Origin of the sequence: Alloscardovia omnicolens DSM 21503 (assembly GCF_000420505.1) — a bacterium.
Lineage (GTDB): Bacteria > Actinomycetota > Actinomycetes > Actinomycetales > Bifidobacteriaceae > Alloscardovia > Alloscardovia omnicolens.
This window is the reverse complement of the sequence record NZ_ATVB01000004.1, coordinates 129,435-146,333: the sequence shown is the minus strand read 5'-3', so window position 1 is coordinate 146,333 and position 16,899 is coordinate 129,435. Positions and strand designations below refer to the sequence as shown.

Genomic DNA, 16,899 nt, shown 5'->3' with positions numbered 1-16,899 from the left:
TCACAAACAGCCATTTTCCACGCCATCGTCATCCAACTATTGAATTACGATACATTGAATCATGATTCATTTAATCGTGATTCAATAACGGCGTGAGCTGTAATCGCTGAAACCGTTAACCTTTCATGAGCGGGGGTATTCTATGTTTCTCGGTCGCCTCGAGCCTGTAGCGGTTATGCATTGAAATCGGCTTGTAGCCGCTCCATCAGGGGGGGGGGAACGATGCGTATAGCGGCGTTCTTCGTTTGTCGGAGAACGCCGGCGATTCGACGCAGCGACGCCATGGCGGATTGCCTTTGTCCATCGTTAAGGGACTCAGCCGACAATCTTTCTTGGATGACATCTGCGATCCGGGCGACCACGATATCTCAGTTTGTCTCGCTGATTCCGGCCTGGAACAGTGAATTTCCCGCACGGTCAATGACATCCGTCTCGTCGGCTCCGGTACCAGATACGGAAGCCTCGTATTGGGATGAACAGATTCCCGGCGACTGACGTTCGGCACCCGTGCTGGTCGAACCGGATGACGGCAAAGTCTATTCCGGATACCAATTTCGAATAGATGCGTTCGTAGACGACCGTGACTTGCTTGACGGATGGTCAGAGAATCCACGAGTTAATGGAGTCGAGCCATTCAGACGATTTCGGTGGCGTATGCCTGCCATGTGGAAGACATGGCGATGCCTGTCGACCGATGTGGCTCCATCGGCCGACAGACATCGAGGAAGTCACCGTGGCCGGCGGAACGCGCGGTCGCCGATTGGGGCGAATGGTTTGTGCGGTTCGCTTTGGTACCAGTAGGCGACCGTGGCCACGTCGTCCTGTCGTTCGAAGTTGCCGGCTTCCTCGGTGCCGATCTGCTGCCATTCGACGCGCAGGTCTCGCTCGAAGTAGATCGGATCGGGGATGTGCCAACGGTATAGGCCGCGGGTCACGGGGGTGGCAGTGTCCCAGTAGGCGCTTTCGCGTCCGGCAAGGTTCTGCGAGTAGAACGGGAAGCCGAGGTATGGGCCGGTGAAGGTGCGCTCGTGCATGTGGTCGTGTTCGTCGAATTCGGCGAAGCTCCAGGCGCCGCCGAAGTAGTCCTCGGCGCCGGTGCTGCACCAGGTGGGGTATTTGCCGTCGCCGTCGATGTAGAACTTGAATTCACCTTCGCCCCACCAGCGGCTTTCGAGCGCGGTGAGCGCCAAGTAGGTGCCGACGTAGGTGCCGTGCCCTTCGACGCCATCGAGCACCACGTAGTCGCGGGCGAGTTCGGTGACGCGTTGGCGGCGCCACTGCGCGTGGAAGCGCATCGTGTCGGCCGGCAGTCGGTCGTATTCGGTGTAGTCGATTTGGTAGAAGAACGCGGGCACGTCCTCGTTGTGGTCGTTGCGCAGCACGATGCGTGCGTGCTCGAACGGCATGGCGAAGTAGCAGTTGAAGCCCCGGTTCGGGTTGACCATGACGGGAATTGAGTTGATGGTGCAGGACTGGGCGTGTCCGCAGCAGAAGAAGTCGCCGATCGGGCATTGCACCGAAGGGGAGTCCTCGCCGTCCCAGTAGAATTCCAAGATCAGGTTGCGTAGCACGTCGGGGCCTGTGGGGGAGGTGCGGTCGGTTACCGTCATCCAGATGTGACGGATCACGCCGGGGCCCTCGACGTCCATCAATGTCACCGATTCTCCGGACCTCACCGTGCGGATGCAGGGGCTTCCCTTGCGGGAGGGCCCCAACGCGCTGGCTGCCATGGCCGCGCGACCCTTGCCGCCGTCCGGGTTTTCGGCATTGATGCAGCGGGTGCGGCCGGGGGTCCTCATGGCCACGGCATCCAAGGCGCCTTGTCCGAACCCCGGCGAGGGGTTCGCTGTGGTGAATGCGTCGAGCATGATGCTCATCTCCTTTCATGTCGCAGGCCTGGCCCGCCACGGCGTTTTTGTCTGGGGCGGGCCGGACCTGCTGGGGGTATTATTTCACGGCACCAGCGGTGATGCCCTGGGAGAGCTTGCGCTGGAAGATGACGAAGAAGATGATGGTCGGGATGATACTCAGCAGCGATGCGGATGCCAGGGTGGTGGCTTCCATCGTGTGCTGTCCCTGGAGCGTGGCCAGGGCCAGCGGGATGGTCTGCACGTCGTCGCCCATCAGAAACGCCATCGGGATCATGTATTCGTTCCACGTCCAGACGAAGAAGAACACGAACAGCACACTGATAGTGTGCCAGGAGATCGGCAGCACCACCTTGAGCAGCACCTGCCAGCGGGAGTCGCCGTCGATGGATGCGACCTCAAGGATGGCCTGCGGGAACGTGCCATACACGGAGGAGAGCAGGTAGTGCCGTACGCGCTTTGGATGATGGTGAAGATGATGATGATCGCGAGCTTCGTGTTGTACAGCCCGGCGGCCTTGAACATGGTGTACAGCGGGTAGAGCAGTGCCTCCTGCGGCATCATGTTCGCCAGCATGATGGCCAGCACGGCCAGGGCTGCGATTCCTCGTTTGATGTTCATGGGATTCTCCTTTTCCTATTGGTTATTGCCATCGGCAACAGTTGTAGTGAAGGCAATCGAAACGTTTCGATTAACGGGACGGGCGTTTGCGTCGGCGTCTTGGCTGTCCGATCCGGGTGGGCCGGCAGCTGTGGGTTACGACCGGATCGTAGCCGATCGCGCCCTCGTGGGCGACGTGATCAACTACGAAACGTTTCGACTATGGATATAAAGCATTGCAGGGGGATACGCCCACCGATCTCATGACTCATCCCCCTCGTTCAGGGAGCACACCGAGCCGCGGTCCTCGATTCTGGGCGGCACGAACTCACTTTCTGCTCCGATCGCGCGGCCGTCCTCGACTGCGGAGAGCAGCAGGCCCACGGCCTTAGAGCAGAGCAACCTCGGCATCAACGGTATCTCGGTGACCGGGTGAGCCACCAGCTCGTTCTCAAGGAACGTGCCGCAGGAGAGTATGGAGATGTCGCCGGGAATGTCGATTCCGCGGTTCTCGAGTTCGCGGGTCACCATGTTGAGCGTATCGGCATCGGCCTGGCTGATGATCGCGGTGGGACGGGGAACCGACTTCAGTAGGCCGTCCACGAAGGCGCGCGCGTCGAACCGACCGAACTCGTTCTTGGCCGACTCCGTGACGCGCATACCCATCTCCCCGGCCCGCTCCAGCATCAGGCGGCGCAGCGTCACCACATAGCCGGACTGGCGTTCGTAGTCACGCTCATTGTCGCGCAGCAGGATGACGTCGCGGTGCCCTTTGCCATGCAGGTAGCGCACCGCGAGGTCGGCGGCGGCGGGGAAGTCGATGTCCACGTACGCGCAGTCTCCCTTACGGCTCGGATAGCCGATGGCCACGCAGGGCTTGCCGTACAAGCCGACCTCGACCACGCGCTTGTCGTCCTCTACGATGTCGAGCAGCAGTACGCCGTCGACCATGTTGCTGCGGGCCACACGACGGATGTCATCCACCGCATCCTCACCGCTGAGCAGCAGCACGTCGTAGCCTGCGTTCTTCGCCTGCCACGCCGTGTGCAGGAAGTACGCGTTGTACTTCGCCTCGTCGATGTCGCCGCGAATCGGCTCGCTGACAGCCAGGATCTGGTTGCGGATGCCCCGCATCTTCTGGGCGGAGGCGTCCGGCGTGTACTGCAGCTCGCGGATGGCGTCGCGCACCCTGGCGGCGGTCTTCTCCGAGATCGCGCGCTTGCCGGACAGCACATAGGAGACCGTGCTGACCGACACCCCGGCCGCGCGTGCCACGTCCTTGATTCCAGCCATCATCGCCTCCTTTCCTGTGCTTTCGGTCGGCCTTCAGGGGCCGGCGTATGTCTGACATCATGCCATGTCTGCATGAGTGCACATAGGTTATGTCTGTTGGTTTTCGTCGCCAGCGAACCGCCCAACATCACTGTCGAAACGTTTCGTTAGATTAGATTATTGCATGCCGCTGCGATTTTGTCAACCGCGCAACACGCCTCTATGCGGATATCCAATGGACAGCTTAGCCCGGCTGCCCGGTCGTTCGATTCGACGCTTCGCACTCTCGGCAAATTGAGTTGTGGAATGTGCAATGGCATGGAACAGAATCCCGGAAAGCACCGAGGATTGTTATTGCCCGGTAATATGGCTATGTCAGTTTTGTATACGGGCCTCTGACAATGAATTCACGTTTACTTCATGCAGAACGAATCTAGCGCGTACATCGCCGTTCTTCAATCAGAAACCGGTGCGGGAAGGCCATGAGGGTTCTTGCGATGATGGAAAATATGGCGATTGTGGCGGATGTGGATAGCTCGAGCGGAAATTAAAGAACCGAGCGGATTCTTCAGTTGGGATGTATAGAAAAACGAAACAGCGGCACCCAGCGTACGGTTTTCACGAAAGCAGCCATCGGCTATCGGTCAGCCGATAGACCTCAGTTCTCAGTCGCAGCGACCTTGGCGTCAGCCCCGGCCTTCTGCTCAAGGCCGGGCTTGGAGCGCTTGCGGCTGTAGTCAATCCAGGCCGGTAGCCGGCGAACGAGGCGAAGAAGCGCCCACGACCGGCACACCGAGATGGTCGCGCTCGGTCAGGTGGGTGAGGATAAGTTGCTGCCAGTTGCGGTCGAGGTCGTTTTCGCTCATCGCCGACGCGACGGCGACGCCGCTGCCCAGCTCCCCCGGTTCGATCAGGATGTGTGCTTCGGCATAGTGTCGCAACGGCTCGAAATGTCCGACGCCTTCGATGGGCGCGGTGATGGTCTCGCGATAGAAGATCGCCCCGGCACCGAACGTCACGTCGAGTCCGAACCGGTCGTGCAGGGTCTATTGGACGATCTCCAGCTGCGCGCGCCCATGAGCTGCACGCGCAGCTCATGCACACGCTCCACCCAGTCGACGCGCAGCAGCGGATCCTCGTCCTCCAATTCGCGCAATCCGGCGATCACCCGGTGCAGGGTGAAGTCGTCGAAACGCGGGCGTCCGATCCCGGCCGTCTCCCCCGCATCGCCGGTAGCCCCGGCGGCGCCGGGCAGTACCATGTAGGTGAGCACCGGCTGCATTTCGGGCACTACCCATTTTCCGTGGTACGTTTTACGCACGCACTCACGCGTAAAAGATAACATGTGATTAGACACGCTAGCCTTTGCACATCCAGTCACGCGTAAAACCTCCCACCGAGCCCCCCCAAAAAAAACAAATCGTCTCGTACTTCAGACGAAAGCACGAGGCGAAAAGTTATGAGACGAACGAAACGAGAAGCTCTACTCGACGCCCTTAATGCGCATAATAATCCATGCAGCCGCAAGCACAATAACGATGCAGACTGGGAATACCATGACATAGCTGTGGAAGATCATGAAGATTCCAGCGGTGAGCACCGAACCCATAACCGTGCAGATAGTGTTTGCGAGGTTAAGAATACCGAGGTCCTTACCTGCCTCTTCTGGGTTCGGAAGAATAGCTACGTTCAAAGCCTGATCGATTGCGTTGTATACGCCATATCCGAAGCCAGCGATGAGTGCGAACAAGTACATACCGATGGCGTTGTGGAAAATCATCGGCATAGCCGCACCCACAGCAAATAAGCAGCTGGCAAGCGCCACTGGAAGCTTGCGCTTGCCCCACCAGTCAGCAATTGGGCCAGATACGAAGGCTGCAATCAAAGAAACAACCAAAGTAATGGTAGACATAACAGCAATAACGAATTTCGCGTCGCTGCTAGCGCCTTCAGCATTGTTAAAGATGTAGAACTGAACTATATAGAGCTGATAGCTGGTAATCATGAAGTAGCCGGACATCATGAGGGTACGCCCAATCAACGCGTAGTAGAAATCCGGAGCATTGCGTGGAGGACGGAAGGAGTTGATGAGCATCTTGAGGCTAAACTCTTCGCGATACTGATCCTTATTGCTCTTCTCGCGAGGCCAAATAGCTACAATCAAGAAGCCTAAGAGAATAAAGATGCTACCGCCAACAATAAAACCAGTAAAAGTATTTGGCATACGAGCGCCGACCAGGGTACCGAGGGTCTGACCAGTAGTTACACCTGCGCCGTAGAAAGCAGATACGGTTCCACGGAATTTATCTGGAACGCGGTCGGACATGGTTGCCACGAATGGAGCGAGCAACATGTTGAAGCCGACCTGCGCCACGCACATAAAGAACAGCACAATCCAAGCGCTACGCAGGCTTTGCGTAAGACCGATAGCACACACAGCCGCACCTGCAATAACACCACCGGTAATAATCCATGGAGTACGACGTCCGAAATTCGAACGGGTCAAATCGGAGAGCGCACCGAAAACGAGGTTAGCTACCAGAGCAACAACCGACCCCACCGAGCTAATCAAAGCAATCATGGCGTCTTTGTCGTTTGGTGCAATCTGAAGCAGCAAATCTGGAAGCAGAACCGAGTTCATGGACAGCCATGGCACTGCACTCAAAATTGCGGCAACGGTGAAGCCCACACCCAAACGGATAACTTCGTTGCGCGTTGGACGGTGACCATCGGCACTGACCATTGGATCACGCAAATCTAAGAATGCGGAGTCCGTCCCAGGAACTTCCGTAGCTACAGCTGCCACGGCAGCCGCACCGGACTCAGCACTCATACGCGTTACCTGAATATCTGCATTGGAATGCGTGGAGGAATCTTCAATATGTTCTGTTTTCATAGGAACAGCAAGACGGTTGATTGCATCCATCTGCTCGTCGTCAAAAGCATCGTCCATATCAGGGCGGTCATCGATGCCCGGGCGCTTGTACGAATTCGAACCCGGCAATGGGCCATTATTCTGTGCCATAATTCCTGACTTATCTTCTCGTTCAAAACTTCACACAGGTTTTGTGCTGAATTTTTTTCCGTATGAAATTATATAGGATAAAAGGGACTAAAAAGAGGGAACTCTGCGGTTTCTCCACAGTGTTTTCTGCATACGTTTGCAATTTCATGTTTTTCTTTTTGAAATTAAGAAAATATTTATATTTATGGCATTTGATTACCAATTTTTTCACACAAAACAGCGAACGCATTGCAACCGATATGCATAGCTTGCGCACCTCGCCTCTCACCATCGGCCTCGACCACTTTTGTGAAGGTTCACGTTCTGCCTACAAGCGAAATATCCCCCGCCCGCTTCTCTATGGAAACGAGCGAAGGATATTCGAGATATTGAGAGAAATGAGTTCGAGCTACAGCTGAGCTCTTAGCCTTTCACAGCACCTGCGGTAACACCTGCAACGATGAAGCGCTGCAAGAGCAAGTACATAATGAGGATTGGGAGCATCGCCAGGAGCAGTGCAGCCATAACCAGACCGATATCAGTGGAGTAGGTTCCGTAGAAGACCTGGGTTGCGATTGGAATGGTGTAGATCTTCTTGTCGGTGAGTACCAGGGATGGCAGGAGGTAGTCGTTCCAGAATGCCATAGCATCGATAATAGCCACTGTTGCTGCTGTTGGCTTAAGCAGTGGGAACACAATCGTCCAGAATGTGCGCCACTTGGATGCGCCATCGATTTCAGCTGCTTCTTCGAGCTCAACTGGCACGTTGGTCTTAATAGCGCCGTGGAACATGAATACCGCAAGAGATACGGAGAAGCCCACGTGCATAAAGATCAAGGTGGTGCGAGAGTTAAGCAGTCCGAGAGTACCGCCATATACAGCTACCAATGGAACCATGATTACCTGGAATGGAATAACCATCGACGCAACCATAGCAGAGAAGGTGAGCTTGGAAGCTGTCCACTTTGGATTACGCACAATCACGTATGCTGCCATCGCCGAGAAGAGAATGGTGAGAATCGTGGAGAATGTGGTAATGATTGCGGAGTTACCAAACACACGCCAGAAGTGCATCTTGCGCATGGCCTTGGTGAAGTTCTCGATGGTGAAACCATGGGAACCAATCAAAGACAAAGGCTCACCGGTAATATCACTCATGTTCTTGAATGCATTGGTCAATACAAGGAAGAATGGCCAGATGAAGACAACCAAGAGCACAGCGAGGAATGCGATCATAAGCGCATGACCAATACGCTGGCGTACGATGGCCTTTTCGTTTTCGGTCGATAATGTCTTAGCCATTATGCTGCCACCTCACCCTTCTTACCAACGTAAACCTGGATCATACCGATTACTGCGCAGATAATAAACAGAATCAGCGCTTCGGCCTGGCCTACGCCATAGTTCTTGTAGACGAATGCCTTGTTATACACGTGCATTGCAGCCATTACGGAGGAGTTGAATGGCTCACCCTTGGTTAACGAAAGGTTCAAATCGTAAACCATGAAGCAACGTGTAGTTGACAAGAAGATGCACTGCACGAAGGATGCACGCATCAGAGGAATAATAACGTGACGCATTGCTTGACCGTTGCTGCAGCCATCAATCAAAGCTGCTTCACGCAAGGAGTCGTCTACACCCATAAAGCCTGCTACGTAAATGAGCATCATATAGCCGGCATACTGCCACACAGATACGAGGATGAGCGCGAACAGAGCACCGTTAGTCGTACCTAGTAGCGAGGACGTATCGTGCCCCACCACTGCTGTTCCGATAGCAACGAATGCGCGGTTGAACATGAACTTCCATACGTAACCGAGAACGATACCACCGATAAGGTTTGGAATGAAGAAACCTGCGCGGAAGAAGTTCTGGCCCTTAAGACCGGAAGTTACGAGGTATGCGAGCGCAAACGCAACGATATTCACGAGCACAACAGAGATTACCGAGTAGACAACGGTGCGTCCAAGGGCATCCCAGTATGCTGTGTCTGCAAAAGCGTCCTTGTAGTTTTGAAGACCAACGAATGGCTTGTTTGCGGCAACGCCATCCCAGCTGGTAAAGGTTAAGTAGAGGCCATAAAAGAATGGCACAATCACGACTGCTGCGAAGAGAATCGTGGCAGGGCCGGCGAACATAAGGAATTGACCGACCTTGTAGGAAAGTTTATTCTGTTTCATTTCTCTCACCATTACGTGTTGTTAATGGATTTAGGGCTCAACGATGAGCTTGGGCTGTGAGTTTAACAGTAGAAGCAAAAGTGGCGCATCCCAAGATTTTAGAATGCACCACTTTTTATCTATCTACTTGGGATTATAGCATTTCGCAGGTGAACACCACTGAACACTACTGAATAGTCTTCATGTCGTTCTTCTGCCAGTATTCGTCGATCTGCTTGGCGAATGTAGCACGATCTGCCTGGCCTGCGAGGTACTTCTGGAAGTCTGCACCGAGTACGGAGTAGTGATCATCTGGCAGGTAGTTGTAGTTAGCAATCAGTTCGCCAGTATCTGCATACTTCTTTACGGACTTGCCCAGTGGGTCGGTTACTTCGAGCTTGTTGCTCTTGAATGGAGGAACGAGGTTAGCAGTGTTTACAACCCACTTCTGGCCTTCCTTGTCGAGAGCGAGCCAGTTGAGGAAGTCCTTTGCAGCCTTCTGCTGTTCCTTAGAAGTGTTCTTAGAGTTATCGATGAACAAGTACTTAGAACCGCCACCAACAAGCTTGCTGGTTACATCCATGCTTTCGTCATTCTGAGGAACAGGCATCATACCCATGTTCTTAGATGGCTCATACTGGTTGAGTACAGACCAATCCCAGTTTCCACCGAACATCAAAGCAATCTCGCCCTTAGCAAGCTTCTGCTCGGTTACTTCGCGCTCTGCAGAGATAGCCTTGTCGCCCTTAGCATAGTTGTTGTCCTTGAGAACATCGAAGGTGTCCATCAAAGAAGTCCAGCGAGCATCGGTGTTAATATCAGTGCCGTCGTGCAGTGACTTAATGAAGGCGGTTGGATCCTGCTGCTCTTCGTATACCTGTGGCAGGTAGTGAGCTGCCAACGACCAGTCTTCCTTCATAATGCCAACTGGAGTTTCCATACCGCCAGCCTTGAGGTCTGCAATAAGCTGCTTCAAGTCGTCGGTGGTCTTAATGGATTCTGGCTTGAATTCCTTACCAGTTGCCTTCTTAATAGCGTCTGCATTGTAGATGAGACCGCGAGCTTCGATGGTTACAGGGAAACCGTAGGTCTTGCCATCTACTGCGATAGCCTGATCGGTATCGCTTACCCACTTCTGGTCGCTCAAGTCGAGAGCGTGCTCTGGACCGAGGCTGTAAATATCCTTAGCGTCTACCATGGAGATGGTGTATGGCTGATTTGCTGCGTACTTGGTTGCCAAGTGAGCTGCAACCGTATCGCTTGAGTAGTAGACTTCTACGTCTACATCGTGATCTTCGCTATAGGTTTCTGCGAGATCTTCGAACTGAGACTGGATTTCCGACTTGGAATTAAAGATTGTAATCTTCGTCTTGCCAGAGCCAGAGTTTGAACCACATGCTCCCAACATGCCTACTGCGAACACTGTTGCTGCAGCTGCTGCTGTCCAGCGCTTCCAATCTTTCAACATTTTTCTCTCCTTTTGCGTTGCTTCCCACCCTCGAAAAACAAAGCATAAGTAATTGCTTCTTTGCCGATTGCTTATTTATGCAACCGGTTCGATATTACATAATTATCAAACAGTTGTCAAACGGGTTCGATATGTGTGTTGTGAAGATTATGAAAGACTTAATCAGCCCTTATTTTTCAGTACTTGACGAGCCGTCTAACTTCTCGAACAGCTCCGAATATATCAGCGCGCAGCAGTACTGAGGTAGCGAAAAACCGAGCAGTAGAGCGAACGGAATAACGTAACCGTAAAAAATAACGCAAGCGACCGCAGTGCCAATCAATAAAACGAGCATAATAAATGTCTGAGGAAAGAAGCCAATAGCAGCCAGCGCAGCGTTCTTCAGGTGCTCTTTGGTCGTATTGGAGTAGCGCGAAACGAGCACAGTAAACCACTGAACAAACGCAACAACAATCACGGTAACGATAGCGAGCGCGGCCATAAATATGATGCGAATCTCAGAGCCGAGCATTGGCGCGAACTGATGGAGATGGAGAAGAAAGTACAGATCCGCGCCGGCAATCACTGCGAAAGCAAGCACGAGCAGCCAGATTGGCGTAACCTGCTTAAAGTTTGCGCGCAACGAGGAGAAATACATTTTAAGGACGGAGCCTTCCTCGTTTCGTACCATACGCCACAGCGAGTAGTGCAGTGCAGTAAGCGCGGAACCGGCGGTTACCAGCGGTAACGAGATGATGAGCGTAACAACGTTAAGAATAACGAGGTCAAAAAGCAAACCCATCAGTTTGTAGAACCAATTATTTTGATTAAAAAAGCCGTCCATACAGTTAAGCGTACACGAAACGCAGAACGCACACAGGGCTCTTAACCGAAGCTAAGAGCCCTGCGAGAGGAAGGAGAAAATGAAGTTAGTTTTTTGACGGTTAGGCAACCACTGGAGGGTTAGCAATCAAATCGTCGGTTGCGTGCTCACCTGCAGCATCCGTCCACTCCAAACGAGCTACGGACGCGCCGTTGCTGTTGGCCTGTGGAGCGAAGGTAAGGGTTGCACGGGTAACATCGTCTGCCCACGTCATGGTGAGAACGCCATCTGCATTGGAGTAGCTGAACTCGCCATCGAAAGCGGACAACGTGTTGCGGAAACGACCCAGAGCGTTAAGAGCCTGAACGACTGGACGCTCAACCTCGGAAGCCACTTCTGCTGCGGAGTAGTAGTGACGGTTAATATCGCGGCCCACGTTTGTGCGCTTGAGCAGATCCATATCGTTACCGCCTGCCAAAGCACCCACATAGTAAACCTGTGGAACACCTGGCATGAAGAACTGAACTGCACGAGCTGCGATGTACTTCTGATCATCACTACCCAAAGCTGCATAGTAGGTGCAGTTTACCTGGTAGAGATCCAAGTTCGATGCGGCCGCACCGGTTGCTTCCTGAGACTCGCCCTTGGAATTGCGGTGAATGGATTCAACGAGAGCATCAACTTCCTCATCTGGCACCAAACCCACCAAAGAGCGATCCATCTGGTCGGAACCGATGTCAATAACGCCGATACCGTCGTGCGTATCGAGAACGTTGACTGCATTGTTTGGACGCACGTCAATCCACCGTGCCAAAGCATCAGTCTTGCCGAATTCCAAAGCATGCAAAAGCAAACCAGGAATAGCGAAATCATATACGCGATCTACCTTAGAAGCAATTTCTACCTGCTTCTTGTAGTAGGAATGAACCTCAATAAGGGTTTCCAGACCGCGCTTCTCGCCTTCTGCCTTAATGCGTTCGATGAGCTTGAAGGTCTTTGGCGTCATAAAGCAAGACGAATTCTTTTCCTTAGCGCCATAACCTACAGCATCCAAGCGAATCTGAGAAACGTGAGACTGAGACAGTTGATCCAAAATGGACAACAAGTAGTTCCAGCCCATCTCAGAATCAGTATCGATATCTACCTGCTGAGGTGTAAAGGTCGTCCATACGAGACGAGTTTTACCACCCCAATTGTAGTGAGTGAATGGCAGACCCGGACGTGGACGATAAATTGCGGTGAGACCCTCTTCTGTTACGCCATCTGGGAAGATGGACGACATGGTGAGGAACATTGGGTAATACTCAGAGTCTTCACCCTTAGCCATAACGTCTTGGAACTGCTCGGATTCCCAAGACATGTGGTTCACAATGGTGTCCACCATAATGTCGTGTGTAGTGGAAAGCTCGGCAACATCGTCCCAGCTGCCCAAACGTGGGTCTACCTTCGTATGATCTACTGGATCGAAGCCTGCATCTGCACCATCAAATGGGGTGAAGAATGGAAGAATATGAACGCCCTCATACACTCCCTCGAAATGCTTGCGCAGGGTCTCGGTCATGGACTTCAGCGTGCCATCACCGAGGCGATCTGCATATGTAATTAACTGAACTTTATTCTTCATCAGACCTCCATGGCTGATTCGTTATTTCTCAACATTTTTAGTATATCGAACCCGTTTGATATGAGCAAGGCGGCACGCCCGATTTGTGTGAAGATTTGTGTTTTGGTGGTTTTGGAGTAATCAGTGCACGGTTTCTGCTGTAGCTTTCATTGTTGCGTTTAGCTGTGATTGGTAAAACCTTTATCAAGGTTGTTTTTATAGAGTAGAGGACTTTAACTCTCGCCGATGCGGTTACCTACGAACGATACAGCTGAAGTAGAAGGTAACGCTCGGAAAGAGCGAAAAATCAGGTTCTCAAAACCGTACGCTTTACACGTACTCTCAGGCGTAAAGTCTGCAACAATAATTCACCTCGTACTACAGTGCTCCGCCAAATCTTGTCGCTTGTTTGTGTAGTACGAGGTGAATTGTTCCAAAAGGAAACTTACTCAACACCCAAATCATCGAGCGGTATCGTAGTTTCGCGCTCAATATACTCAAGCTTCACTGCATCAAAACGGTATGGAACGCCTTCTACAGTATCTGTAACCGATACATATCCTTGGAAATCATTAGATACTTTCTCAAGTAATGTCTGCCCAATAACGCCTGTATCATCGCCAGCGTAACGCTCAATTTCTTGCATAACATGCGCTACTAAACGATGAGCAGTCTCATCGATATTCTGAGTAATAGCGGAAATCTGCTTACCAGCAAACATGCTTACATAAGTGCCGTCATATGCGATCACTTGCAAATCTTCAGGAACGCGAATGCTGCGACGCTCAGCTTCTTGAAGAACAGCTGCAGCGGCCAAATCAGGCGCTACAATAGCATCCACATTGTCAAAGTCTTCAAAAGCGCGGCGGGCAACATCCAAAAACAGTGACAAATCGGACAAATCTTCCACAGTCACATAATCCGTTTCAATACCCGCAGTCACCAACTCATCTTCCAACACGAGCTGATAACGCACGGTCGGGAAGGAGCTATCAGGGCGCGAACTAAGCTCGCGAGCGTTAAGCAGTTCAATACCGCGGTCACGATCATGGAAACGATCACGAGGACCACCGATGGTTACGACGTGCTGCACGCCGGCAGCAATCAAGGCGCGCGCAACCAGACGCCCGCCCGAAATGTGGTCAGCCCCCACGGTTGGAATCGAATCGCATAAATATCGGTCGAAAGCAACGACCGGGCGTTTAATCTCTTCCCAATACTCCTGCGTATTTTGCGAGTGCGAACCCATAATCAAGGCGTCCAGAGTGTGGCGTTGCAGCATATCCACATACTGTTTTTCACCTGTTTCCTGATCCGCCGTCGAGCAAAGCAAAGCGCGCATGCCCTGCAAATCAAGATAATGCTGAATGCGCCCCACAAGAGACGCAAAGAACGGATGCTGCAAAGTAGGCATAATTACTCCCACAGTATCCGTGCGTCCCTTATACAGATTCTTCGCTAAATCATTTGGAATATAGTTAAGTTCTTTCATAGCAGCGGTTACGCGGTCGCGGGTATTTTGCGACACATAACCACTGTTGTTAATAACAAGCGACACTGTGCTGGTGGATACGCCTGCTTTTTTAGCGACGTCTCGTATGCCTACCATTTCATGCCTACCTTAATACATGCGAATACATGTGTTTACTGAGCCACCTCATCCACAGCAAACACCACAGCCTGAGCTGGATTCAACTGTGGAGGGCGAAGTCCATAGTTCAGCAAAGCTGCACCTGGAACAATAACGCCTTCTTGTGTCCACCATAACAGTTCAGACTGTCCATTTGTTTCCTCATGGCTCAATTCACGCTGAACCTCGACTGGACGCACGCGATAGAGTTTCTTCGCATCAACGCCTGGCAAGCGCACTGGGTTTGCAGGGTAATGCACAGAAGTACGTACCTGAGCAAAACGGTACAGCGCATGAGTTCCATCAGCAGATACAACGCCGTCTAAACGCACGCAGTCATCAGCAATATCTCCATGAACTGTAACGCCAAAACCTGCCCAATCGCGCGACTGCTTGTACAAAGCTACCCAGCGAGCCAGAACGTCAAGATCTTCCTGAGGTTGCTTGTTCAAATCCCACTCAATACCGAGGTGTCCGAACAAAGCAGTGGCTGTGCGCATAGACAAAGAGGTTGCTCGAGCAGTGGAATGCGCTGGAGAAGCGCCCACATGCTCACCCATCATGCTTTCTGGCAGCAAAAGCGAGGTGTAGCGCTGAATATCAGCGCGCTCAACAGGATCAACGCAGTCAGACGTCCATACGCGGTCTGCGCGCTCCACAATACCCAAGTCAATACGACCGCCACCAGAAGAGCAAGACTCAATCTCTAAACCGTCATGCTTAATCTTCAAAGCGTCAAAAATAGCATAAACAGCTTCAACTTGCTTGCGCTGAGTAGCCGCAAAACCGCGAGCTGGGGAAGCTGGCTCAGTCACGAGCTTGTTATGATCCCACTTAATGTAGTCAATGCCAATCTCCTTCACGAGCGAATCCATAGCATCGAAAACATAACGAGCAGCCTCCGGATTAGACAGGTCGAGAACCTGCTGCATACGTCCCTGCATTGGCAGACGGTTAGCGGTTGGCTTCAAAATCCAATCAGGATGAGCCTCGGCTACTTCCGAAACCGTATTAAGCATTTCTGGCTCGAACCACAGACCGAATTCCATGCCTTGAGCATGAACATAATCTGCTAATGGCTTCAAACCATCAGGCCACACTTCTTTTGAAACATACCAATCACCCAAACCGGAAGTATCATCACGACGGCTTCCAAACCAACCGTCATCAACAACAAAGCGCTCAACACCCGCAGCCGCAGCCTTATCTGCCAAACTCTTTAACGTTGCAAAGTCATGCTCGAAATACACTGCTTCCCAGGTGTTCAAAATAACTGGACGTGGCTTCGAGGCGAAGTTTGGATGCAAACTGTATACAAAATCATGGAAGCGGTGAGCTACTTCATTCAACCCCTCGCCGTACGATCCATACACCCAAGGACTCGTATACGCATCGTCTGAGCCGGCACGCAGTACGGCTTCGCCCGCATACAGCTTCTCTCCACCGCCAATAATTGGCAAGGTATACACGGTTTCTTCCACGGATGTTACGGAATTTCCGCTCCAACCCACATGTGTGGAGAACACCTCTCCATGCTCAAAATCAAAGCCGCGAGCGCCCACGTTCAGCAGTAAAGTAGCGTCAAAATCAGGGCGACCGACCTCAGTCACGCGCTCAAAACGTCCCATAGTTAGGTTTTGACGCTGCGGATGACGTTCACGCAAATGATGTCCTGCAGTCGTTAAGATTTCGCGAGCAGTAGATGGCACTGGATAGCCCAGTTCGAGCGCGAGCACAGAAAGTTCGCCCACGTTTGAGACTGTTGCCGTTACTGCTGCAACCGCCGCACCTTCGCCCACGTCTGCAACTTCCGCAACTGCAACCGCCACTCCCTCAAGGTCTGCCCCTTCGAGATTAGAAACAGTAGCGCGCTGACGAACCAAACCGCTATCCAAAAGCTGCATCTGCCAGACGAGCCGAACGCCCTGCTCAGCGTCTTGAGCAGTTACTACCAACTGCGGAACGCTTGACAGTTCAGATGGATATGTACTGCTGTTTTTCTGAGCTACTGCCAGTTCCTCGTCCGTCAAGCCTGACAAGTCTTGAGCGAGCGCGGAGAACGAATCAATAACCGAACCGTTCTCATCTGCCTGAACATCAGTTACTCTAAAGTGGCAGAAGAGTTCCTGACCGTTACGTGTTACTACAAAACGGGATGCTCCCGTCCACCCCTCTGCTTGGCCTGGCAGGACTGTTGGGAAGTTTGTATAGTCTAAACCACCCGATACTCGCTGTGGGCGCAAAGCTTCGTAGAGGAAAGCTGTGTGATTATGCGACACACTACCGAAATCGCGACCCCAGTAGACAATACGAGGCAATTCGTTATTCACGATTGCCACAGATACAGCTACTCCGCCGTTGCGCAGCGTATAGCCCGTATGTTCAGCTCCTTCAACCGCAGCTCCTTCGTAAGCAAAAACGCGGGCAGCAGACCGAGAAGTATTTACCATCTTTGGTCCTTTACTAGATTGTTTCGTAGGTTTTACCGCATGA

10 protein-coding genes and 2 pseudogenes are annotated in these 16,899 nt (G+C 52.4%); all 12 read right to left on the bottom strand.

Features of this window, described 5'->3' with window-relative positions; genetic code table 11:
• Positions 1-728 precede the first annotated feature (728 nt).
• Positions 729-1,868: a glycoside hydrolase family 172 protein gene (locus G464_RS0103050; protein WP_022856685.1), complete on the bottom strand. Its 1,140-nt coding sequence runs from the start codon at positions 1,866-1,868 to the stop codon at positions 729-731.
• Positions 1,869-1,947: 79 nt separating this feature from the next.
• Positions 1,948-2,456: pseudogene (locus G464_RS09915) on the bottom strand (carbohydrate ABC transporter permease); the annotation flags it as partial.
• Positions 2,457-2,729: 273 nt separating this feature from the next.
• Positions 2,730-3,764 carry a LacI family DNA-binding transcriptional regulator gene (locus G464_RS0103035; RefSeq protein WP_239659919.1) on the bottom strand — a complete coding sequence of 345 codons (1,035 nt, stop codon included), beginning with the start codon at positions 3,762-3,764 and terminating at the stop codon, positions 2,730-2,732.
• A 749-nt stretch (positions 3,765-4,513) separates the two neighbouring features.
• Positions 4,514-5,028: pseudogene (locus G464_RS09910) on the bottom strand (GTP-binding protein); the annotation flags it as partial.
• Positions 5,029-5,223: 195 nt separating this feature from the next.
• Positions 5,224-6,765 (bottom strand): MFS transporter, encoded by a 1,542-nt coding sequence (locus tag G464_RS0103020; RefSeq protein ID WP_021617474.1) that lies wholly within the window; start codon positions 6,763-6,765, stop codon positions 5,224-5,226.
• 402 nt (positions 6,766-7,167) lie between these two features.
• Positions 7,168-8,046 carry a carbohydrate ABC transporter permease gene (locus tag G464_RS0103010; RefSeq protein WP_022856678.1) on the bottom strand — a complete coding sequence of 293 codons (879 nt, stop codon included), beginning with the start codon at positions 8,044-8,046 and terminating at the stop codon, positions 7,168-7,170.
• The gene (locus G464_RS0103005) at positions 8,046-8,924 is read right to left on the bottom strand and encodes a carbohydrate ABC transporter permease (protein ID WP_022856677.1); all 879 of its coding nucleotides are present in this window, start codon (positions 8,922-8,924) and stop codon (positions 8,046-8,048) included. The genes G464_RS0103010 and G464_RS0103005 overlap by 1 nt, the downstream gene beginning before the upstream one ends.
• 166 nt (positions 8,925-9,090) lie before the next feature.
• Positions 9,091-10,371, bottom strand: a complete 1,281-nt coding sequence (locus G464_RS0103000; protein ID WP_022856676.1) for an ABC transporter substrate-binding protein — start codon at positions 10,369-10,371, stop codon at positions 9,091-9,093.
• 169 nt (positions 10,372-10,540) lie between these two features.
• Positions 10,541-11,194, bottom strand: coding sequence for a YesL family protein (locus tag G464_RS0102995; RefSeq protein WP_022856675.1), 654 nt, complete (start codon positions 11,192-11,194; stop codon positions 10,541-10,543).
• Positions 11,195-11,294: 100 nt separating this feature from the next.
• Positions 11,295-12,797 carry a sucrose phosphorylase gene (gtfA, locus tag G464_RS0102990; protein ID WP_022856674.1) on the bottom strand — a complete coding sequence of 501 codons (1,503 nt, stop codon included), beginning with the start codon at positions 12,795-12,797 and terminating at the stop codon, positions 11,295-11,297.
• A 424-nt stretch (positions 12,798-13,221) separates the two neighbouring features.
• Positions 13,222-14,385, bottom strand: coding sequence for a LacI family DNA-binding transcriptional regulator (locus G464_RS08680; RefSeq protein ID WP_022856673.1), 1,164 nt, complete (start codon positions 14,383-14,385; stop codon positions 13,222-13,224).
• 35 nt (positions 14,386-14,420) lie between these two features.
• Positions 14,421-16,856, bottom strand: coding sequence for an alpha-galactosidase (locus tag G464_RS0102980; RefSeq protein ID WP_022856672.1), 2,436 nt, complete (start codon positions 16,854-16,856; stop codon positions 14,421-14,423).
• Between the last annotated feature and the right edge of the window lie 43 nt (positions 16,857-16,899).